The organism is Staphylococcus sp. AntiMn-1, assembly GCF_001663395.1.
GTDB lineage: Bacteria > Bacillota > Bacilli > Staphylococcales > Staphylococcaceae > Staphylococcus > Staphylococcus equorum.
This window is the reverse complement of the sequence record NZ_CP012968.1, coordinates 1,024,145-1,045,982: the sequence shown is the minus strand read 5'-3', so window position 1 is coordinate 1,045,982 and position 21,838 is coordinate 1,024,145. Positions and strand designations below refer to the sequence as shown.

Genomic DNA, 21,838 nt, shown 5'->3' with positions numbered 1-21,838 from the left:
TTTCCAAAAAGAGGTGCTATATTGTGTCACCGCAACGCAGATTATTTGAAGTAGATGCATTACGTGGTTTTAGTTTGTTTGGCATCATATTAATGAATATTTTAGTTTTTAGTTTTCCTTATGAGGAAACTTATCTACCTGGAGTATTAAATGGTGCCAATGAAGGGCTATTCCGCATTGTTACACTTTTTGTTATCAGTTCATTTTATCCAATATTTACAATGTTATTTGGATATGGATTAAGCATAATGTATGAAAATAGTAAACGTAGAGGGATGTCATATTATCCTTTTATATATCGAAGATTAGTAGTTTTACTTATTTTTGGTGTACTACATGGCTATTTTTTATTTAATGGAGATATTTTATTTGGATATGGTTTTACCGGAATGATTGCAGTTTTATTTATCAAATTGAAACCTAAGACTTTAATTAAATCAGCTGCTGGCTTATTTATAATGAAAATTGTCATATTGGTTATTCCAATTTCTTTAGCATACTGGAATAAAGGTCGCCATGAAGCAAGTAATTATTCAGGTAAGTCACTTGCGCAATTGGTTGATATCAAACAAAATGGTCATTACTTTGAATTCTTACAAGTAAATGGATTGGAAAGTAAGTATAGTGTTATAGATATTGTTACAAGAGCTGCATATCTTGATCTTTTACCTTACATACTTATAGGTATTGCCGCACAAAAATTAAGTTTGATAACTAAGATTCAAAACAACCCACGTAGTGCCATGACATGGGGGAGCACTTTATTTATTATCGGTTATTTTATTAAACTTCCATTTGCCTTAGATTATGCAAACAATACGTTTTCAGTCATAAGTTCAATGGTAGGTGGGCCGATTCTTGCGATGGGATACATCTTGATCTTTGTTCGTTTATGTCAATATGCCAATGCTGCGAAGGTACTAGACATTTTTAAATATCCTGGAAAACTTAGTTTATCAGTTTATATATCCCAAAGTATCATTTTCACATTCATTTATTATGATATAGGCTTAAGTTTATACAACAAGTTACCGCTCTATCAATCTTATATTATCGTAGTAGTTGTATATAGTTTGCAACTTTTAGCTTGTTATTATTATCTGAAATTCTTTAAGTATGGACCCATCGAGTGGTTATGGCGGAAAATTACTTACTTAAAATAAGACGCATTAGACACAAAACAATAGAATTTTGAAAATTCTAGTTATTTATTTGTTATTTAGTAGTAAATATAGTTATAATATGTAATAAGATATAGATGAGGAGCTGATATTGAATGAAATTCCTATCATTCAGACATGAAGGACAGACATCATATGGTGTGAAAGTAAAACGTGAAGAAGCTGCGTGGGACTTACAAAAAGTTTTTGCAGATTTTTCGGAGGGTGCGTTCCATCCTAAAACGTTATTAGACGGCCTTCAACAAAACCAAGTCGTAGATTTTCAAGAAGAAGTTCGTAAAGCAGTTGTTGCTGCAGAAGATAGTGGTAAAGGCGAAGATTATAAAGTACAATTTGCTGACATTGAATTTTTACCACCAGTAACACCAACTAATAATGTCATTGCCTTTGGACGTAATTATCAAGATCATGCTAACGAATTAAATCACGAAGTTCAACGCTTGTACGTATTTACTAAAGCCGCTTCTTCATTAACTGGAGATAATAGTACAATTCCTAATCATAAAGATATTACAGATCAATTAGATTATGAAGGTGAATTAGGTATTGTTATTGGAAAATCTGGTGAAAAAATACCAAAAGGCTTAGCATTAGATTACATTTATGGTTATACAATTATTAATGATGTTACAGACCGTAAAGCTCAAGATGCACAAGATCAAGCATTCTTATCTAAAAGTTTAACTGGAGGATGCCCCGTTGGACCTTACATCGTAACTAAAGATGAATTACCTACACCTGAAGACGTGAATATTGTTACAAAAGTAAACAATGATATTCGTCAAGATGGTAATACGAGTGCAATGATTCTTAAAATAGATGAATTAATTGAAGAAATTTCTAAATATGTTGCTTTACATCCAGGTGATATTATTGCAACTGGCACACCTGCTGGCGTAGGTGCAGGAATGAATCCTCCACAATTTTTACAACCAGGTGATGAAGTTAAAGTTACAATTGATAATATTGGTACACTGACTAATTTTATCGCAGAAAAATAAACGATAGATATATTAACCGGGCTGACATATGTGATGCCCGGTTTTAATATGCGAAAAATAGAATTAACATTGCAATAACCGGCATATTCAAATAAAATAAGTAGTGCAGAATTTCTTTTTTGAAAAATATACTTATTTTGAGTATGATTAAGAAAGGCACTTTTTATTTTACTAATTAAAAGGTGCAACATACTTCTGTTTTACATATTATTGAAGTAAAAATTGTGTGGGGGTTATATATTATGTTACACATGCATATTGCAAGTTGGGTGTTATTAGTAATCTTGTTCTTTGCTGCTTATTTTAATTTTTCAGTAAAACAAGGCGCATCACCTTACTTTAAACCAATTCATATGCTCTTAAGAGTGTTTATGGTATTAGTTTTAATTTCAGGTTTTTGGACATGGATTCAAGCATTCTCATCTGGTAACGCTGGCGGGCATATGTTACTTACGTTGAAAATGATTGGTGGCGTAGCAGTAGTTGCACTTATGGAAGTGTCACTTGCAAAACGTAAAAAAGGTCAATCAAGTCATGGTTTATTGTGGACAACGATTATTGTTATTTTAATTACTATGCTTTTAGGTGTTATCTTGCCATGGGGACCAATTACGCAACTATTTGGTTTATAAAAAATTTAAAACATAAATCAAGTTTAATTAAAAAGGGATCTTCCAATTTTGGAAGGTCCCTTTTAGTTTGAATCACTAGTGCTATTTATTGCGTGCTTTGTAACCAATCATATTAATGATATCTTTAGGTCTACTATAGGGTGGGGCATAAGCAACTTCAAATTCTGTTAATTCGTCTATAGTTAATTTATGCATCATTGCCATAGACAGCACATCTATACGTTTGTCTGCACCTTTCTTTCCAACAGCAGCGGCACGTAAAATACGTCGGTTCGTTTTGTCAAAATGAATGCGTAAATGTAACTTTGTATTACCTGGATAATAACCCGCATGTTCTCCTTGTTTGGCTTCAACAGTTTCATAGTCGAAGTTCGAAAGTTCCTGTGGAGATACACCGACACTTGCAAAAGTATAATCGAAAAATTTTACAATATTTGAACCTAAGTAACCTTTAAATTGTATAGATGGGTCACCGGCTAATTGTTCTGCAATGATGCTTGCACCACGATGTGCACCCCAAGCTAACGGGATATGTGCATTTAAATCTACATGGCGATAATGTGAAGTGATAATATCACCTAAAGCATAGATATTAGGAATGTTAGTTTGAAATTGATCATTCACTGGCACATAGCCCTTGTCATCTAGAATGACATTGGATGACTCAATAAATGCTGAATTTGGTTTGACTCCGATACCTTCTATTATAAGGTCATAATCTTCGACTTTACCCGACTTAAAGTGAACTTCATTACCAATAATTTTGGATACTTGTTCATTTAAACGATAGTCTATATGTCTTTTTTCAATTTCATCGATAATTGGCTGATTCATGTCTTCGTCCATTAATTTATTGAGATGTGTTGAGCGATGAACTAACGTAGGTGCGATACCTCTTTCATATAAATTATCTATAATTTCTAAACCAATATAGCCAGCGCCGATAACGAGCGCTTTTTTAACTTGGTTAGCTTCAATAAAGTCTTCAATTGCATCTGTATCTTCCATATTTCTTAAAGTGAATGTCATATCGCTATTTAAGTTTAACGTATTAGCACTACAGCCAGGGCTTAGAATTAATGTGTCATATCGTTCTTCAAAGGTTTTATCTTGGGTGTAATCGTAAACAGTTATGGTTTGTGAAGTATCATTGATTGAGGTTACTTCATGATAAGGTTTCACTACAATCTGTTTAGCGTCGTAAAATGATTCTGGTGTTGCTTCTAGTATTTGATCTCTTGATGCTACGACGTTTCCTAAATAATAAGGCAAGGCGCAGTTTGCAAAACTCATATCACGATCTTTCTCGAAGACAATGATTTCACTTTCTTGATCTAATCTTCTTATTTGGCTGGCGACAGTCGCACCACCAGCAACAGCACCAACGACTATGATCTTATTCATAATAAATTGCCTCCTAGTGAGTAATTCTCATACTAAATATAAGATTTTACAGTTACTTCATATGGAATGTTTAATTGGAAGTAATCATTTAAATAACGACCAATACCATCATTATTATTTGAATGCGTGACTTCATTCGCAATATGTTTTAACTCATCCAAGCCATTTTCCATTGCGATACCGTGTTTTGCGTATTTAATCATTTCTAAATCATTATCTTCATCACCGAATGCGATAATATGATTTCTATCAATATCTAAATGTGTTTTAACATAATCAATACCGCGTGCTTTGCTGATACCTTGTTTTACGATTTCTATAACTGGGAAAGGTGAACCCCATCTACGGTGTTCAATATTTTCTGCATAGAATCGTGTAAGCATTTGTTTAACTCTAGGAATCATAAATTCTTCTGCTTCTACTAAAATTGAAGTCGGTGATTCATTTAAACATGTAAGTAAATCGCCTGTTTCAATTTTTGGCGTACCCATGGAAAAACCATCGAATAATTTTTGATCATAGCTATTAAGAAATACATAATCTTTCACTTCTGCAATAATATTAGTAACGCCAAAATCATTTAAAGATTGAATAATATTTCGAGCTAAATCAAAATCTAGTCTTTCATGCATTGTTTCAAATTGATCATCTTTTGGATGATGTACAAATGCGCCGTTAAAGTTAACGACAGGTGTATTCATATTAAGTTCATGATAATAAATTTGGCTTGCTCTGTAAGGTCGACCAGTAGCAATCATTAATTTGTGACCTTTATTTTGTAAAGTTGTTAGTACTTCTTTGGTATATGGTGTGATCACTTTTTCATCGTTCAAAAGTGTTCCGTCTAAATCTAGACAAATTAAATAAGGTTTCATGTAAATCTCCTTAATCTTTGATAATTGATGTATAAATATCATAGCATTTTATTGGCGTTTTGTAAGATATTTGATATATTGTTAATAAGATTAAATACGAAGAGGTGAAATTTATGGAGGAAGATTTAAAAGATAGCATATTAGGTGCTTTAGAAATGGTAATTGACCCTGAGTTAGGTATTGATATTGTGAACTTAGGCTTAATATATAATGTGAATGTTGATGATGAAGGCTTATGCACAGTAGATATGACACTGACTTCTATGGGTTGTCCAATGGGACCGCAGATTATGAATCAAGTAAAAGAAGTATTAGCTGAAGTTCCGGAAGTTAAGGATACAGAGATTAATATCGTTTGGAGTCCACCATGGGGCAAAGATAAGATGTCTCGTTACGCTAAGATTGCTTTAGGCGTAAGCTAAGCTTTAATATGTAGAATGAAAACTAGTCTAGTAAGTACATTTTCAAATGTACTTTTACTTAGACTAGTTTTTTTGTCTTCTAAAATACAAACAATTTAAAATGTTTAATTTTATATTGTTCAATTCATTAAAAGTATTGCTGTTATATTACAAAAGTATTACAATGACTTTTGTAATACGTTACTATACATACAGTCATTTATACATTTTAATGAAGAAAGTTTGAGATAAAATGAAAAATAATTTGAATCAGCGTAATGGTATACAACAGCATACGCGTTATATGCCAGGACTAGATGGATTGAGAGCAATATCAGTAATTGGAATTATCATATATCATTTAAATAAACAATGGTTATCTGGTGGTTTCATTGGTGTCGATACTTTTTTTGTTATATCAGGTTATCTAATAACGAGTTTATTGTTAAAAGAATATGAAGAAACAGGTATTATAAATTTGAAACAATTTTGGTTGCGTCGAGTTAAAAGACTTATACCTGCAGTTTTCGTATTAGTACTTGTAGTTACATTGGCTACACTTATCTTTAAACCTGAACATATTGTTAGCATAAAACATGATGCATTTGCGGCATTTCTTTATGTATCTAATTGGTGGTATATAGCAACAGATGTTAATTATTTTGAACAGTTTGCATTCATGCCACTTAAACATTTATGGTCGCTTGCGATTGAAGAACAATTCTACATATTTTTTCCGGTAATTTTGATAATGTTGCTTTTAACAATGAAAAAACGTCGTAATGTCATCTTAATTTTTTTAGCGACATCAATCATTTCTTTATTGACGATGGTCATTATTTCAGGGCCACATTCATCACATTCTCGTGTGTATTTTGGGACTGATACGAGACTACAGACAATGTTGTTAGGGGTAATCCTTGCATTTATTTGGCCTCCATTCAAACTAAAAAAAGACCCTAATATCATTTTGCGCAATATAATTGATAGTATAGGCATGTTCGCTTTACTAGGACTATTGTTAGTGTTTTTCAAAGTAAGTGATGATAGTAGTTGGATATATAATGGAGGATTCTATTTAATATCATCATTAACTTTATTTGTGATAATTAGCGTAGTACATCCATCTGGTTATTTCGCTAAAATTATTGGTAACCGTTTGTTTGTCTATATTGGCAAACGCTCGTATAGTTTATATTTATGGCATTTTCCAATTATTAGTTTTTTACATGCTTATTATGTAGACGGTCAAATACCTGTTTACGTTTATATTATAGACTTAACTTTCACAGCTATTTTCGCAGAATTATCTTATCGTTATATTGAGACACCGTTTAGGAAAAATGGTTTTAAAATATTTACGTTTAAAAAGCTTAATAAAGTTCGATTTATTAGAACTGTAATATTAACTCTTATTGTGATTCCAACGCTCTTCGTTTTTGTAGGCGCTTTTGATCATTTAGGTAAAGATACAGATTCAAATAAAAAGACGACTTTTAATACAGAAAAAATTGATAAAACTTTAGTGCATCCAATACCAGTAGATGATGTTAATTTCTTAGGTAATGCAAATTTTAAAAAGGATAAGGATAATAAAGTGTACACGGATTTAAAACCGTTGTTTATTGGTGATTCCGTTATGGTTGATATTGGTCAACATCTAAATTCGCGTGTGCCTAATGCTAAAATTGACGGTGAAGTTGGACGAAATTTATATGATGCTATACCGTTAGTGGAACGGCAATATAATAAAAAGTATGACCAAGTCATATTAGAATTAGGTACAAACGGTGATTTTTCTAAAGAACAATTAAATGAATTAATTGGTAAATTTGATAGTGCTAAAGTTTATTTAATAAACACACGAGTACCAAGAAATTATGAAAGTCACGTTAATGCGCTGATGAATGATGCAGCTAAAGAACATGATAATGTCATGCTCATCGATTGGTACAAACGTTCTGCAGGTCACTCTGAATACTTTGCACCAGATGGTATTCATTTAGAAAAGTCAGGTGTTGAAGCTATGACTGATGAAATATTAAAACATATAATTCCGAAAAATGATGAATAAACAAGAAGTAATATGAGGAAGTGTATAATTAAAATAATAAAACGCCCTCAATTTTTGAGGACGTTCAGAATGTCGACAAAGTCTTACGCTTTGTCGATAATTTTTATGCATGCTTTCCAAGACTATAGCTTCAAACTGTAGTCTTTGTCTAGTGTTGTATTAACTAGTCAAACGTGGTCACAAAATACCGCTATGATGTAGTGGACATTTTAATTTCAATATTTTTTATCTGCTTCATGAATAGGGTAATCATTCGCGCTCATATCACGTCTTGTCATGAATCCATTAGCATTAAATTCCCAATGTTCATTACCATGCGTACGCATCCACTGATTTGTACTTGCATCTCGCCATTCGTATTCAAATCTAACAGATATACGGTTGTCAGTATAGCACCACAATTCTTTCATTAATTTATAATCTAGTTCTTTATCCCATTTTCTATAAAGAAATGCTTTAATTTGCTCACGACCTTCGAAAAATTCACTACGGTTTCGCCAAACTGAATCTTCTGTATATGCTAAGCATACTTTTTCTGGATCTCTAGTATTCCATGTAGTTTCTGCCATTTTCACTTTTTGTAAGGCGCTCTGTGCATTGAAAGGTGGGACAGGCACTTTGATTTCTTCAGTCATTTTTGGACACTTCCTTTATTGTAAAGTTACAAGAAGTCTAGCAGAATATACTTTTTAATCAAGTTTTTACCACGCTATTTAAAAGCGGGAAAAACAGTGTTTAAGCGTAGTGAAAAATGGGCAAAAGACTGATAGACATTGACTTATAAATAGGTGAAATAAATTTTAAAATGTAGACTAATTTGTTGATTATTTAAATGGAAAAGACTATAATTAAATTAAGGTCAAAGAAAGTCAAAGTCAAACTTGATTTATTTTGATCAAACTTTTAATGGTGAGGTGAATCATTTTGGATATTAATCAAATGACCTATGCAGTTCAAGGTGCTTTACAAAAAGCAGTTGAATTGGCAAAAGAAAATGAGAACCAAAATATAGAAATTGAAGCTGTGCTTAAAGCAGCACTTGAAGAAAATGAAAGCCTATTTAAAAGTGTTCTAGAAAGAGCAAATATTAATACAGAACAACTTGTTAATGCATATAATGAAAAATTAAAAAATTATCCATCGGTTCAAGGAGAAAACATTCAATATGGGCAATACATCAGCCCTAAAGCAAACGAACTTTTAAATAAAGCAGAATTTTATATGAATTCCTATGAAGATGAATATATATCTATGGAACATCTTATAGTTTCTGCCATGGAAATTGATGAAACAACAAAACAGTTTGTCGGTAACAAAAAAGAAGTCATCGAAGAAATTATTAAAAAAATAAGAGGAGGTAATCACGTGACGTCACAAAATCCAGAATCAAATTATGAAGCATTAGAAAAATATGGTCGCGATCTAGTTGAAGAAGTACGTAAAGGGAATATGGATCCAGTCATAGGTCGTGACGAAGAAATTAGAAATACAGTCAGAATTTTAAGTAGAAAAACAAAAAATAATCCAGTATTGATAGGTGAACCTGGCGTTGGTAAAACAGCAATTGTTGAAGGACTAGCTCAACGTATTGTGCGTAAAGACGTACCTGAATCTTTACTAGATAAAACAATTTTCGAATTAGATTTAAGTGCACTTGTAGCAGGTGCTAAATATCGTGGTGAATTTGAAGAACGTTTGAAAGCAGTATTAAAAGAAGTGAAAGATTCAGATGGCAGAATTTTATTATTTATTGATGAAATTCATATGCTTGTTGGTGCAGGTAAAACAGAAGGTGCTATGGACGCTGGGAATATGTTGAAACCTATGCTTGCACGTGGCGAATTACATTGTATTGGTGCAACAACATTGAATGAATATAGAGAATATATTGAAAAAGATTCGGCATTAGAACGTCGTTTCCAAAAAGTAAATGTATCTGAACCTGATGTAGAAGACACAATTTCAATTTTACGTGGACTAAAAGAACGTTACGAAGTGTATCATGGTGTCCGTATACAAGATAAAGCAATCGTAGCTGCTGCAGAATTATCAGATCGCTATATTACAGATCGTTTCTTACCTGATAAAGCGATTGATTTAGTGGATCAAGCGTGTGCAACGATCCGCACTGAGATGGGTTCCAATCCTACTGAACTAGATCAAGTCAATAGACGTGTAATGCAATTAGAAATTGAGGAAAGCGCCTTAAAAAATGAATCTGATAATTTAAGTAAACAGCGTTTACAAGAATTGCAACAAGAATTATCTAATGAAAAAGAAAAACAAAATGCAATACAATCTCGTGTTGAAGAAGAAAAAGGTAAAATAGCAAAACTACAAGAAAAACGTACAGAATTAGATGAAAGTAGAAAAGCATTAGAAGATGCTGAAAATAATTATGATTTAGAAAAAGCAGCGGAATTACAACATGGTAAAATTCCAGAATTAGAAAAAGAATTACGTGAACTTGAAGATGCGTTCCAAAACGAACAAAATGGTGATAATGATCGCATCATTCGCGAAATTGTTACAGATGAAGAAATTGGCGATATTGTTAGTTCTTGGACAGGTATACCAGTATCTAAACTTGTTGAAACTGAAAGAGAAAAATTATTAAATCTATCTGATATTTTACATGAGCGTGTAGTAGGACAAGATAAAGCGGTAGATTTAGTTGCAGACGCTGTTGTAAGAGCACGTGCGGGTATTAAAGATCCCAATAGACCCATTGGTAGTTTCTTATTCTTAGGTCCAACAGGTGTAGGTAAAACAGAACTTGCTAAATCATTAGCATCAACGTTATTTGATTCTGAAAAACATATGATTCGTATCGATATGAGTGAATATATGGAAAAACACTCAGTTTCACGCTTAATCGGTGCACCTCCAGGTTATGTAGGCCATGATGAAGGTGGACAATTAACAGAGGCAGTTCGCCGTAATCCATATTCAGTGATATTGTTAGATGAAATTGAAAAGGCACATTCAGATGTATTTAATGTGCTTTTACAAATATTAGAAGAAGGTCGTTTAACGGATTCTAAAGGTCGAGAAGTTGATTTTAAAAATACAATTATTATTATGACAAGTAATATAGGTTCTCAAGTACTATTAGAAAATGTTAAAGATGCAGGTGTCATTACTGATGCAACTGAAAAAGCTGTAATGAATAGCTTGAATCAATATTTCAAACCTGAAATTATCAACCGTATGGATGATATTGTACTCTTTAAACCATTAACAATTGGCGATATGAGTTTAATTGTAGATAAAATATTAACGCAATTAAACATCAGACTTATGTCACAAAGACTCTCAATTGATGTGTCTGATAAAGCAAAAGCATGGCTAGGTGAAGAAGCTTATGAACCACAATTTGGTGCTAGACCATTGAAACGTTTTGTGCAAAGACAAATTGAAACACCACTGGCACGCAAAATGATTAAAGAAAACTTAACAGAAGGTACAAAAGTAAACATAGACTTAATGGATGATGGTTTGATATTTGAAGAAATCAAACCAAACAATGAATAAGAGTTTGATAAGTAAACACTTAATTTTAAAAATTAGTACAAAAAATGCCAACAAAGTCTCTGACTTTGTTGGCATTTTTTTTCGCGTCTAATTATAGACGTGTTCTAATGTTGTTCCTTTGTATCATCATTATTGCCTTTAATAACCATTTCAAATAATACAATAATAATAGTGAAAAATATCGCGCCTACAATAGGTGTGATGAGATTAAGCTCGCCACCGCCTGCTAAACTATTAAGCACAAAATTAATCATTTGCAATAAGACAATAGACCAAAATAAAGTTGCGAGGTATTTCATTATGTAATGCCTCCAATATAATATATATAGGTTCATTATAAATAAGAAAGCGCTATTTGTATAGTAGCAAAGTTAGATTCATAGTTTTACATTGTTATAACAGTAGCTTTAAATTATAATTAATCTGTAAAACATATTATATGTTAGGTGTTGTTCTTGTATTTGAAATGTGTATTATGTTAAATTAATACCTGGTATTAAAATTAAAAATAAGAAGGTGTACAACCATGGACGTGGGTATTAAAGGTTTTGGTGCATACACACCTAAAAATGTTGTAGACAATACCTATTTTGAATCATTTTTAGAAACTTCAGATAAATGGATTTCACAAATGACTGGCATTAAAGAAAGAAGATGGGCGGATGAAGATGAAGAAACTTCAGATTTAGCTTATCATGCAAGTTTAAAAGCGATAGAAGATGCGAATATCGAAGCATCAGAAATTGATATGATTATCGTTGCAACATCAACTGGAGATTTTCCGTTTCCTACAGTTGCTAACATATTACAAGAAAAATTAGGCATTGGTAAAGTTGCATCAATGGACCAACTTGCAGCATGTAGTGGTTTTATGTATGCCATGATAAATGCCAAGCAATTTGTTCAATCAGGCGACTACAAAAACATACTTGTTGTTGGTGCAGATAAATTATCTAAAATCACTGATTTTACAGACCGCTCAACTGCAATTTTATTTGGTGATGGTGCTGGCGCAGTTGTCATTGGAGAAGTATCTGAAGGCCGTGGTATTTTAAGCTACGAATTAGGTTCAGATGGTTCAGGTGGTAAATATCTATATTTAAATCCTGAAAATGGAAAAATATCTATGAATGGACGTGAAGTATTTAAGTTTGCCGTAAGAATCATGGGCGAAGCGTCTAACAATGCAGTAGCTAAAGCAAATTTAACACCTGAAGATGTAGACTTGTTTGTACCACATCAAGCAAATATAAGAATTATGGAATCAGCGCGAGAACGCTTAGGCATTCCAAAAGAAAAAATGAGTGTTTCAGTAGATAAATATGGTAATACGTCAGCGGCTTCTATTCCGTTAAGTATTTCTCAAGAATTAGAAAATGGCAAGATTAAAGATGATGATGTCCTAGTACTAGTAGGATTTGGCGGCGGTCTTACATGGGGCGCTGTAACATTAAGATGGGGAAAATAGGAGGATAAAATATGACCAAAGAACAACGTGTTGTAATTACAGGAATTGGAGCATTATCACCTCTTGGTAACGATGCAAAAACATCATGGAATAATGCTCTAAACGGTGTAAGCGGTATTGATACCATTACACGTGTAGATACAACAGATTATAATGTTCATTTAGCGAGTGAGCTAAAAGATTTTAATATTGAAGACCACATGCCTAAAAAAGAAGCGCGACGTATGGATCGTTTTACACAATACGCAGTGGTTGCAGCTAGAGAAGCAGTACAAGATGCTAAATTAGTCATTAACGAAAATACTGCTAATAGAATAGGTGTATGGATTGGGTCTGGTATTGGCGGTATGGAAACATTTGAAATTTCACATAGCCAATTATTAAACCGTGGTCCTAGACGCGTGAGTCCTTTCTTTGTACCAATGCTTATTCTAGATATGGCAGCAGGGCAAGTATCAATTGATTTAGGTGCTAAAGGCCCTAATGGTGCGACAGTGACTGCATGTGCGACAGGTACGAATTCAATTGGTGAAGCATTCAAAGTTATACAACGTGGAGATGCAGACGCAATGATTTCAGGCGGAGCTGAGGCACCTATAACGCATATGGCATTAGCAGGTTTTAGTGCAAGTCGCGCTTTATCTACAAATGACGATAAAGAAACAGCTTGTAGACCATTCCAAGAAGGTCGTGATGGTTTTATTATGGGCGAAGGCGCTGGTATCGTAGTTCTTGAATCTCTTGATTCCGCTCTAGCGCGTGGGGCAGAAATCTATGCTGAAGTTGTAGGTTATGGTTCTAGTGGCGACGCACATCATATTACTGCACCTTCACCAGAAGGCGAAGGCGGTTCGCGTGCAATGCAGGCTGCTTTAGATGATGCTGGTATAGAGGCTAAGGAAGTACAATATCTTAATGCACACGGTACAAGTACACCAGTTGGAGATTTAACAGAAATCCAAGCAATTAAAAATACGTTTGGAGAAGCTGCTGCATCATTAAAGATAAGTTCGACGAAATCGATGACAGGTCATTTACTAGGTGCTACAGGTGGATTAGAAGCAATATTCTCTGCGCTTTCTATTAGAGATAGTCGTATTGCGCCAACAATTCATGCAGACTCTCCAGATCCAGAATGTGATCTTGATATTGTACCAAATAAAGCGGAAGACTTAGAAATTAATTATGCGATGAGTAATAGTTTAGGCTTCGGTGGACATAATGCTGTAATCGTATTAAAAAAGTTCGCTGACTAAATCTATAAACTTTTATTTAAAAAGATTTAAAATGAATATGTCTAAGACGAATATAAATTAATGAAAACAGCCGAAATTAAGATTTCGGCTGTTTTTTAGGTTGAGGTTTTATTTTTTCAGTGTTAATACACATTCTAAGTTTGTACTTAGACTACAATTTTATTTTTATTAACTTTATAATGATAAAATATTAATTTTGAAAATTGTGTGTACAGAACAAACGATTCATGTATAATGGGAATAATTTAGCAGTCAGGAGGGATGAAATTTGAAAAAATTTATGACGTTATCAACCACTTTGAAAACAAGATTAATAGCAGATTTCATCTTGAATGTAGCGAGTCAAGCGATTTTACCCTTTATGGCTTTATATTTAACGAGCAAAACAAATGCAATTTTTGCTGGCGCTTTTTTAATCACAAATATTGTAGTTAGTTTTTTTGTGTCTTTTCTAGGTGGATACTTAGGCGACAATTATAATAGGAAGAAAGTCGTTAATTACATACATTTCTTATATGCTATATGCTTAATTATATTAAGTATAACTGTAACTATGGATGGTATCGGTTTAATTATTTTTTGTGCTACAGTATTTATTTTTGAAATTTTATTTGCGGCGAGTCAACCTATTTTTGATGCGGCCATCATGGATGCGATATACGAAGAGGTAAGGGAATATGTATATCAAGTCAATTATTGGATGTTTAATATTAGTACGGCCATAGGGATGATGTTAGGTGCATTACTATACTTAGGTCATAAGCATTTATTATTTATTATGTTTTTCTTCGCTATGTTAGTGAGTTGGTATTTATTTGAAAAATATTATGACGTAGCACAAATTTATAATAAGAAAGAAGAACTAACATCTCGCTTTAAACATTTTGTGAATAGTTATCATGTTGTACTTAAAGATAAATACTATATGATTTTTAATTTAGGAATGATGTTAGTTTTTATGGCAGAACTCAGTTTAAATTCATATGTCGTAGTTAGATTAAAAGATGAGTTTGAAGCTTTTCATTTTTTAGGATTTTACATAGATGGTGTCAGAATGTTTACTGTCATTATGATTATCAATACGATTGTGGTAGCGACGTTAACTTTTACAGTGAATCGACTTATAGCGCAAACTTCTAAAAAAACTGTCTTTATCATCGGTATAGTGTTATATACGATAGGTTATAGTGTATTGACGTCAGCCAGTGCATTTTGGATATTGTGTTTATTTGCAATCATTGCCACGTTAGGAGAATTAATTTATTCACCGATTCAAAATGCGCAGCGCTTTTTAATGATACCTGATGACAAGCGCAGTACCTATTCTACATTTGGCATGGTATCTTATTATGGAGCCAATGTATTATCTAGATTCGGATTGATTTTGGGGGCATTTTTACTGCCATGGATGATGTCAGTCTATGTTGCTGCAGTTGTATTAATTGGTTTCGTCTTACTTTACTATGCATTATTCTTTAATCCCAATATAGAAACAAGATAATAAAAAGACTGTATTAGAGTATTGTTGAAAAATAAACAATATCTAATGCAGTCTTTTATATTGCAAAAGAAATTACGATAGAGAGTAATAAATAAAATAAATTACAAGCAAATGCAATTTTAACCCATGGCGTAACAAAATAATTTTCTTTTTTTGCTTGCGTAGGTTTGAAAAACTCGTCATTTTCGAGTGTGTCTTTATGTTTTTTGTTAGTAAGTTGGTATTTTAATCTTCTAAAACCATAGCTTGTAGGATCTAAAATACCTTCTTGGACAACAATAATAATGAAAAAGAAGATAGCTAATGAAATGGAAATATAGAAAAAGGTATTGATGTATAGGACTAATGTATGTGAAGCAAATAGCCAAACTAACAAAGTAAGTAAAGGTGTAAAAAGTATCCAAATCAGTAAACTTGTTATGCGTTTCATATTAACTCCTCCAATTATACAATAAATTTATTGTAACTTAATATAACTAAAAAATGAATATAAACTTCTATAAATTCAATTATATCAACACTTGTATAAGATTATAAAATAAATTGTTAATAAATTCTTTAATAATGTAAAGCAAAACAATATTGCTTTACACGTAAAGTAAAAGTATAATGTTAATAAATATTCTGAATATTTCAAAGGGAATGTTAATTCTGAATTTAAAGGGGGATAAAATATGCTTAAGTATGTTTTAAAGCGTTTGGGATATATGATTTTATCATTATTCATAATCATTACGATTACATTTTTCTTAATGAAGCTTATGCCAGGTTCACCATTTAATGATGAAAAATTAAATGAAGAGCAGAAGCAAATTTTAAATGAAAAGTATGGTTTGAATGAACCTGTACCTGTACAGTATGCAAGTTATTTAAAGAATGTCATTACGGGGGATTTTGGTAACTCATTCCAATATGATAACCAACCTGTATGGGACTTAATAAAACCAAGATTATTACCATCGCTTGAAATGGGACTGACAGCTATGGTTATTGGTGTGATATTAGGGTTGATTTTAGGAGTTATAGCAGCAGTACGGCAAAACAGTTGGGTCGACTATACAGCCACCGTCATTTCGGTTATTGCAGTATCAGTACCATCATTCGTTTTAGCAGTATTGCTACAATACGTATTTGCAGTTAGATTACAATGGTTACCAGTTGCAGGTTGGGAAGGAATATCGACCGCGATACTGCCATCATTAGCACTATCGGCAGCAGTATTAGCAACAGTGGCAAGATACATAAGAGCAGAGATGATAGAAGTTTTAAGTTCGGATTATATCTTGTTAGCACGTGCAAAAGGTAATTCAACAATGAGAGTACTATTTGGTCACGCATTACGAAATGCATTGATACCGGTTATTACGATTATTGTACCGATGTTAGCAAGTATCTTAACTGGTACTTTGACAATTGAAAATATTTTCGGTGTGCCAGGATTAGGGGATCAATTCGTGAGATCAATCACTACGAATGACTTCCCAGTTATCATGGCGACAACAATTTTATTCAGTACATTGTTTATTGTCTCCATTTTCATTGTAGATATTTTATACGGTTTAATTGATCCGCGTATCCGTATACAAGGGGGTAAAAAATAATGGCTGATAAAAGAGACGAAAAATTAACAGATGATCATTCAAATGCAGTTATGACGCATACTTCAGAAGGTATACCGGCATCTGATTTTATTAGAAGTAAGAATGATATTGAAAAAGAACCGGAAATGCAAAGAGAAAGTAAAAACTTTTGGCAAGATGCATGGAAGCAATTGAAACAAAATAAATTGGCCGTAGTTGGGATGATTGGCTTAATCCTTATCGTACTACTAGCATTAATTGGGCCATTATTAAGTTCACATGATTATGCAGAACAAGATGTAGATAGACGTAACTTACCAGCTAAAATACCTGTGCTAGATCAAATACCATTTTTGCCATTTGATGGTGAAGGCGCAAAAGGTGTCGATGCTTATAAAGAAGCAGGCGTTACAGAAAACTTTTGGTTTGGTACAGATCAATTAGGTAGAGATTTATGGTCAAGAACTTGGCAAGGTGCGCAAGTATCATTATTCATTGGTGTGGTAGCAGCTTTGCTAGATATATTTATAGGTGTTGTTTATGGTGCAATATCTGGATTCTTTGGAGGACGGATAGATAATGTCATGCAGCGTATTATAGAAGTTGTTGCTTCGATACCTACACTGATCGTGGTTATCTTATTCGTATTAATTTTCGAGCCATCTATTTGGACCATCATTTTAGCCATGGCACTTACGGGTTGGATTGGTATGAGTCGTGTAGTACGTGGTGAATTCTTAAAATTAAAAACACAAGAATTTGTCTTAGCATCTACAACATTAGGTGCATCAAAATTAAAATTAATATTCAAACATATTTTACCTAATACACTTGGCGTTATCGTAGTAACTTCTATGTTTACAGTACCTAATGCCATATTCTTCGAAGCGTTCTTAAGCTTCATTGGTATTGGTGTACCGGCACCTAAGACGTCGTTAGGTTCGTTAGTAAATGAAGGTAGAGCAATGCTGTTAATTCACCCGCATGAATTATTTATACCAGCAGTAGTATTAAGTTTATTAATTTTATTCTTCTACTTATTTAGTGATGGATTACGCGATGCATTTGATCCTAAAATGCGCAGATAATAAAAGGGGGCAACATTTATGTCAGAACGAGTATTAGAAGTGAATAATTTGCATGTTTCCTTTGATATCGATGCTGGGGAAGTGCAAGCAGTTAGAGGTATTGATTTCTTTGTCGATAAAGGTGAAACACTCGCAATTGTCGGTGAATCTGGTTCGGGGAAATCAGTCACAACAAAAGCAATCACCAAATTATTTCAAGGTGATGCAGGTAGAATTAAAAAAGGTGAAATTAATTTCTTAGGAGAAGATTTAGCAAAGAAATCAGAACAAGAATTAGTCAAACTTAGAGGTAAAGATATATCTATGATCTTCCAAGATCCAATGACTTCTTTAAATCCAACGATGAAGATTGGTAAGCAAGTTATGGAACCTTTGATGAAGCATAGAAATTATAACAAAACAGATGCGAAAAAACGTGCTTTAGAGATACTAAATTTAGTAGGTTTACCAAATGCAGAAAAACGTTTCACTGCCTATCCACACCAATTTTCAGGTGGACAAAGACAAAGAATCGTTATTGCAACAGCACTAGCATGTGAACCGAAAGTATTGATTGCCGATGAACCAACAACCGCTTTAGATGTAACGATGCAGGCACAAATATTAGAGTTGATGAAAGAGCTTCAAGATAAAATTAGTACATCAATTATATTCATCACACATGATTTAGGTGTGGTTGCGAATATCGCAGATCGTGTGGCAGTAATGTATGGTGGTCAGATGATAGAGACAGGAGATGTAGATGAAATATTCTATGATCCTAAACATCCATACACTTGGGGATTATTATCATCAATGCCAGATTTAACTACAGGTTCAGAAACAGAATTGCTAGCTATACCAGGGACACCGCCAGATTTATTACACCCACCTAAAGGAGATGCTTTTGCAGAGCGTAGCCAATTTGCATTAGATATAGACTTTAAGACGCCACCACCTTGGTTTCAAGTATCACCTACACATTTTGTGAAATCGTGGTTGTTGGACGAACGTTCACCTTATATTGAGCCGCCAAAAATGGTGCAGAAACGTTTACGTGAAATGCCAAATAATTACGATAAACCTCAACAAGTAGAAAGGGTGTCGTTCGATGGAAAATAATAAAGATGTGCTATTACAAGTGAAAAACTTAAAACAATATTTTAATGAAGGTAAGCGAAATGAAGTTAGAGCCATCGAAAACATTTCCTTCGATGTATTTAAAGGGGAAACATTTGGTTTAGTAGGAGAATCAGGCTGTGGTAAATCAACTACAGGTAAAGCCATTATTAAATTGAATGATATTACAGATGGAGAAATACTATATGAAGGCGTAGATATTCAAAAGATAAAAAATCGTAAAGACTCATTGAAATTTAATAAAAAAATACAAATGATTTTCCAAGATCCCTATGCATCATTAAATCCACGTTTAAAAGTTATGGATATCGTAGCTGAAGGTATTGATATACATAAACTTGCTTCTGGGGTTAAAGATCGTAAGAAACGTGTTTATGATTTATTGGAAACAGTAGGTCTAAGTAAAGAGCATGCGAACCGTTACCCACATGAATTTTCTGGTGGACAACGCCAACGTATCGGCATTGCACGTGCATTAGCAGTACAACCAGAGTTTATTATTGCTGATGAACCGATTTCTGCATTAGACGTTTCTATCCAAGCGCAAGTTGTAAACTTGTTATTAAAATTACAGAAAGAGCGTGGCATTACATTCTTATTCATCGCCCATGACCTTTCGATGGTGAAATACATTTCTGACAGAATTGCAGTGATGCATTTCGGAAAAATCGTTGAGTTAGGTAGTGCTGATGAGATTTATCATCATCCTATGCATCCTTATACCAAATCTTTACTTTCAGCTGTACCTCAGCCAGATCCTGAAAGTGAAAGAGTGAGAAAGAGAACCGTTTTTAAAGAAGATGCAGAGAACAATGACAAGCGTTCATTGCACGAAGTACGACCAAACCATTATGTATTTACAACAGATGAAGAAGCGGAAAAACTGCAATCTGAAACACAGGAACCGTCTGTATAAAAGGGGAAAGGGGGATTATGATGAAAAAGTTTAAGTTATTTACGATACTCATTGCGCTGACAGTAGTATTAGCAGGCTGTGGTAGTGCTGAAGGTATATATTCAGATAAAGGACAAGTATTTAGAAAAGTGTTATCTCAAGATATTACGTCACTGGATTCAGCATTGGCAACAGATACAGTGTCATTTGATATGTATAACCAAATTTATGAAGGGCTGTATACATTAGATAAAGATGATAAAGCGCAACCAGGTGTGGCAAAGGAAATGCCTAAAGAAAGCAATGGCGGTAAAACATTAACGATTGAATTGCGTAAAGATGCTAAATGGTCAAATGGAGATCCAGTTACTGCGCATGACTTCGAGTTTGCATGGAAACGAGTAGTTAATCCTGAAACAGCATCTGAATATGCCTATATTATGTACGATTTGAAAAATGCGGAAGATATTAATATGGGTAAAAAAGATGTGGATGAATTAGGCGTTAAAGCAGTTGATGATCATACATTAAAAGTAGAATTAAACAAACCAATTCCGTATATTAATGAAATGTTCGCTTTTGGTACATTTATGCCACAAAATGAAAAAGTTGTTAAAAAACATGGTCAGCAATATGGTACTACAGCTGATAAAACAGTGTTTAATGGACCTTTCAAAATAGAACAATGGAGGGTTGAAGATAAAATTCAACTGGTAAAAAATGAAGATTATTGGGATAAAGAAGCGGTTCATTTAGATCGTGTAAATTATAAAGTATTGAAAGACCAACAAGCAGGGGCGTCATTATATGATACAGGCTCTGTTGATGATACTGTCATTACTGCTGACCAGGTTGATAAATATGAAGATAATGCAGGTTTGAAAAAACGCTTATTAGCAAGTACATTTTATATCAAATTAAACCAAAAAACTGTACCAGCATTTAAGAATAAAGATATGAGACTTGCAATTTCACAAGCAATTAATAAAGAAGGCTATGTAAATGCTGTTAAAAATGATGGTTCGGAAGCAACAGATGGTTTCACATCTAAATTAACAGCAGAAACACCTGATGGTAAAGATTTTGCGGAAACGATTGATTCGCCATTATCATATAACCCAGAAGCTGCTAAAGAACATTATGAAAAAGCTAAAAAAGATTTAGGTATAAAAGATCTGACATTCACGATGAATACTGAAGATACACCAAGTTCAAAAATTTCAGCAGAATATATTAAAGCTCAAGTAGAAAAAACGTTGCCTGGTGTCACAATGAAAATTAAACAATTACCATTTAAACAACGTTTGAATCAAGAGTCCTCTGAAACACACGAAGCCTCATTATCTGGTTGGGGACCAGACTACCCAGACCCATTAACATTCTTAAGTATTATGACAACAGGTGCTGCTCAGAATAATACTGGCTGGGGTAGTAAAGAATATGATCAATTAATTGAAGATGCTAATGGCAAATTATTGAAAAAACCGGAAGAACGTAATGCTGCTATGAAGAAAGCAGAAGAAATGATGTTGGAAGATGCACCAGTTGCACCGATATATCAAAAAGGGGAAGCGCATTTAACAAATCCACAAGTTAAAGGCTTAATCTATCACCAAATTGGAGGAGATACATCTCTGAAAAATGTAAGAATAGATAAGAGTATTGATAGAGAAACTGGTGAAAAGAAAGAATAGAATTTTAACAATAAAATAAATATTATAAACAGCACATCAACATAAGGTTGGTGTGCTGTTTGCTTTCATATTAAACTAAAAGTTTACTAGTACGTACTTATTTGAAATCAAGGCAACATTTCTATTTCCATTAGT

At 33.3% G+C, this 21,838-nt stretch carries 19 protein-coding genes; 14 read left to right on the top strand and 5 right to left on the bottom strand.

Annotation, left to right across the window (positions count from 1 at the left end; translation table 11 throughout):
* Positions 1-23 precede the first annotated feature (23 nt).
* The 3 genes from AOB58_RS05125 to AOB58_RS05115 all read left to right on the top strand — a co-directional run bounded on the left by AOB58_RS05125 (position 24) and on the right by AOB58_RS05115 (position 2,814).
* Positions 24-1,163 carry a DUF418 domain-containing protein gene (locus AOB58_RS05125; protein WP_064783047.1) on the top strand — a complete coding sequence of 380 codons (1,140 nt, stop codon included), beginning with the start codon at positions 24-26 and terminating at the stop codon, positions 1,161-1,163.
* A 113-nt stretch (positions 1,164-1,276) separates the two neighbouring features.
* Entirely contained in the window at positions 1,277-2,182 is a 906-nt protein-coding gene (locus AOB58_RS05120; RefSeq protein ID WP_002508120.1) for a fumarylacetoacetate hydrolase family protein, read from the top strand.
* A 242-nt stretch (positions 2,183-2,424) separates the two neighbouring features.
* Positions 2,425-2,814 carry a YisL family protein gene (locus AOB58_RS05115; protein ID WP_002508119.1) on the top strand — a complete coding sequence of 130 codons (390 nt, stop codon included), beginning with the start codon at positions 2,425-2,427 and terminating at the stop codon, positions 2,812-2,814.
* Positions 2,815-2,895: 81 nt separating this feature from the next.
* On the opposite strand, the gene AOB58_RS05110 is transcribed toward AOB58_RS05115, so the two are convergent.
* Together AOB58_RS05110 and AOB58_RS05105 are read right to left on the bottom strand one after the other, a co-directional pair.
* Positions 2,896-4,218 (bottom strand): CoA-disulfide reductase, encoded by a 1,323-nt coding sequence (locus AOB58_RS05110; RefSeq protein WP_046465144.1) that lies wholly within the window; start codon positions 4,216-4,218, stop codon positions 2,896-2,898.
* 32 nt (positions 4,219-4,250) lie between these two features.
* Positions 4,251-5,093, bottom strand: coding sequence for a Cof-type HAD-IIB family hydrolase (locus tag AOB58_RS05105; RefSeq protein ID WP_046465145.1), 843 nt, complete (start codon positions 5,091-5,093; stop codon positions 4,251-4,253).
* A gap of 113 nt (positions 5,094-5,206) precedes the next feature.
* Here AOB58_RS05105 and AOB58_RS05100 point away from each other — a divergent pair, with 113 nt between their 5' ends.
* Both AOB58_RS05100 and AOB58_RS05095 read left to right on the top strand, forming a co-directional pair.
* Entirely contained in the window at positions 5,207-5,515 is a 309-nt protein-coding gene (locus tag AOB58_RS05100; RefSeq protein WP_002508116.1) for a metal-sulfur cluster assembly factor, read from the top strand.
* Between the two features lie 232 nt (positions 5,516-5,747).
* Positions 5,748-7,568 carry an acyltransferase family protein gene (locus AOB58_RS05095; RefSeq protein ID WP_046465146.1) on the top strand — a complete coding sequence of 607 codons (1,821 nt, stop codon included), beginning with the start codon at positions 5,748-5,750 and terminating at the stop codon, positions 7,566-7,568.
* A 215-nt stretch (positions 7,569-7,783) separates the two neighbouring features.
* Here the strand turns inward: AOB58_RS05095 and AOB58_RS05090 are convergent, their stop codons facing one another.
* Entirely contained in the window at positions 7,784-8,203 is a 420-nt protein-coding gene (locus AOB58_RS05090; RefSeq protein WP_046465147.1) for a nuclear transport factor 2 family protein, read from the bottom strand.
* Between the two features lie 289 nt (positions 8,204-8,492).
* On the opposite strand from AOB58_RS05090, the gene clpB reads away from it, so the two are divergent.
* Positions 8,493-11,102: an ATP-dependent chaperone ClpB gene (clpB, locus tag AOB58_RS05085; protein ID WP_046465148.1), complete on the top strand. Its 2,610-nt coding sequence runs from the start codon at positions 8,493-8,495 to the stop codon at positions 11,100-11,102.
* A gap of 104 nt (positions 11,103-11,206) precedes the next feature.
* Here the strand turns inward: clpB and AOB58_RS05080 are convergent, their stop codons facing one another.
* Positions 11,207-11,401 (bottom strand): DUF2929 family protein, encoded by a 195-nt coding sequence (locus AOB58_RS05080; protein ID WP_002508112.1) that lies wholly within the window; start codon positions 11,399-11,401, stop codon positions 11,207-11,209.
* Positions 11,402-11,628: 227 nt separating this feature from the next.
* Between AOB58_RS05080 and AOB58_RS05075 the strand changes: the two genes are divergently transcribed.
* The 3 genes from AOB58_RS05075 (at position 11,629) to AOB58_RS05065 (ending at position 15,327) form a co-directional block, all read left to right on the top strand.
* Positions 11,629-12,570, top strand: coding sequence for a beta-ketoacyl-ACP synthase III (locus tag AOB58_RS05075; RefSeq protein WP_002508111.1), 942 nt, complete (start codon positions 11,629-11,631; stop codon positions 12,568-12,570).
* Between the two features lie 11 nt (positions 12,571-12,581).
* The gene (gene fabF, locus AOB58_RS05070; RefSeq protein ID WP_064783046.1) at positions 12,582-13,826 is read left to right on the top strand and encodes a beta-ketoacyl-ACP synthase II; all 1,245 of its coding nucleotides are present in this window, start codon (positions 12,582-12,584) and stop codon (positions 13,824-13,826) included.
* A gap of 268 nt (positions 13,827-14,094) precedes the next feature.
* Positions 14,095-15,327 (top strand): MFS transporter, encoded by a 1,233-nt coding sequence (locus AOB58_RS05065; RefSeq protein WP_021339487.1) that lies wholly within the window; start codon positions 14,095-14,097, stop codon positions 15,325-15,327.
* A 55-nt stretch (positions 15,328-15,382) separates the two neighbouring features.
* Here the strand turns inward: AOB58_RS05065 and AOB58_RS05060 are convergent, their stop codons facing one another.
* Positions 15,383-15,757, bottom strand: coding sequence for a DUF3899 domain-containing protein (locus AOB58_RS05060; RefSeq protein WP_021339488.1), 375 nt, complete (start codon positions 15,755-15,757; stop codon positions 15,383-15,385).
* A 244-nt stretch (positions 15,758-16,001) separates the two neighbouring features.
* Here AOB58_RS05060 and opp3b point away from each other — a divergent pair, with 244 nt between their 5' ends.
* The 5 genes from opp3b to AOB58_RS05035 are packed head-to-tail and all read left to right on the top strand — an operon-like array spanning position 16,002 to position 21,703.
* A complete protein-coding gene (opp3b, locus tag AOB58_RS05055) occupies positions 16,002-16,928 on the top strand; it encodes an oligopeptide ABC transporter permease (protein ID WP_064783045.1) in 927 nt (308 codons plus the stop codon).
* The gene (opp3C, locus tag AOB58_RS05050; RefSeq protein WP_021339490.1) at positions 16,928-17,995 is read left to right on the top strand and encodes an oligopeptide ABC transporter permease; all 1,068 of its coding nucleotides are present in this window, start codon (positions 16,928-16,930) and stop codon (positions 17,993-17,995) included. Before opp3b ends, opp3C begins: the two co-directional genes overlap by 1 nt.
* 18 nt (positions 17,996-18,013) lie before the next feature.
* Complete coding sequence (locus AOB58_RS05045; RefSeq protein ID WP_064783044.1) at positions 18,014-19,096, top strand: ABC transporter ATP-binding protein; 1,083 nt, start codon at positions 18,014-18,016, stop codon at positions 19,094-19,096.
* Positions 19,086-20,030, top strand: coding sequence for an ABC transporter ATP-binding protein (locus tag AOB58_RS05040; RefSeq protein ID WP_002508104.1), 945 nt, complete (start codon positions 19,086-19,088; stop codon positions 20,028-20,030). Before AOB58_RS05045 ends, AOB58_RS05040 begins: the two co-directional genes overlap by 11 nt.
* A gap of 20 nt (positions 20,031-20,050) precedes the next feature.
* Positions 20,051-21,703, top strand: a complete 1,653-nt coding sequence (locus tag AOB58_RS05035; RefSeq protein WP_046465150.1) for a peptide ABC transporter substrate-binding protein — start codon at positions 20,051-20,053, stop codon at positions 21,701-21,703.
* The last annotated feature ends 135 nt before the right edge of the window (positions 21,704-21,838 follow it).

Coding starts and splice junctions, on each gene's coding strand:
- opp3C (WP_021339490.1), top strand. CDS start 16,928: ATGGCTGATAAAAGAGACGAAAAATTAACAGATGATCATTCAAATGCA.
- AOB58_RS05035 (WP_046465150.1), top strand. CDS start 20,051: ATGAAAAAGTTTAAGTTATTTACGATACTCATTGCGCTGACAGTAGTA.
- AOB58_RS05110 (WP_046465144.1), bottom strand. CDS start 4,218: ATGAATAAGATCATAGTCGTTGGTGCTGTTGCTGGTGGTGCGACTGTC.
- AOB58_RS05100 (WP_002508116.1), top strand. CDS start 5,207: ATGGAGGAAGATTTAAAAGATAGCATATTAGGTGCTTTAGAAATGGTA.
- opp3b (WP_064783045.1), top strand. CDS start 16,002: ATGCTTAAGTATGTTTTAAAGCGTTTGGGATATATGATTTTATCATTA.
- AOB58_RS05045 (WP_064783044.1), top strand. CDS start 18,014: ATGTCAGAACGAGTATTAGAAGTGAATAATTTGCATGTTTCCTTTGAT.
- AOB58_RS05115 (WP_002508119.1), top strand. CDS start 2,425: ATGTTACACATGCATATTGCAAGTTGGGTGTTATTAGTAATCTTGTTC.
- AOB58_RS05060 (WP_021339488.1), bottom strand. CDS start 15,757: ATGAAACGCATAACAAGTTTACTGATTTGGATACTTTTTACACCTTTA.
- AOB58_RS05040 (WP_002508104.1), top strand. CDS start 19,086: ATGGAAAATAATAAAGATGTGCTATTACAAGTGAAAAACTTAAAACAA.
- AOB58_RS05080 (WP_002508112.1), bottom strand. CDS start 11,401: ATGAAATACCTCGCAACTTTATTTTGGTCTATTGTCTTATTGCAAATG.
- AOB58_RS05120 (WP_002508120.1), top strand. CDS start 1,277: ATGAAATTCCTATCATTCAGACATGAAGGACAGACATCATATGGTGTG.
- fabF (WP_064783046.1), top strand. CDS start 12,582: ATGACCAAAGAACAACGTGTTGTAATTACAGGAATTGGAGCATTATCA.
- AOB58_RS05090 (WP_046465147.1), bottom strand. CDS start 8,203: ATGACTGAAGAAATCAAAGTGCCTGTCCCACCTTTCAATGCACAGAGC.
- AOB58_RS05095 (WP_046465146.1), top strand. CDS start 5,748: ATGAAAAATAATTTGAATCAGCGTAATGGTATACAACAGCATACGCGT.
- AOB58_RS05075 (WP_002508111.1), top strand. CDS start 11,629: ATGGACGTGGGTATTAAAGGTTTTGGTGCATACACACCTAAAAATGTT.
- AOB58_RS05105 (WP_046465145.1), bottom strand. CDS start 5,093: ATGAAACCTTATTTAATTTGTCTAGATTTAGACGGAACACTTTTGAAC.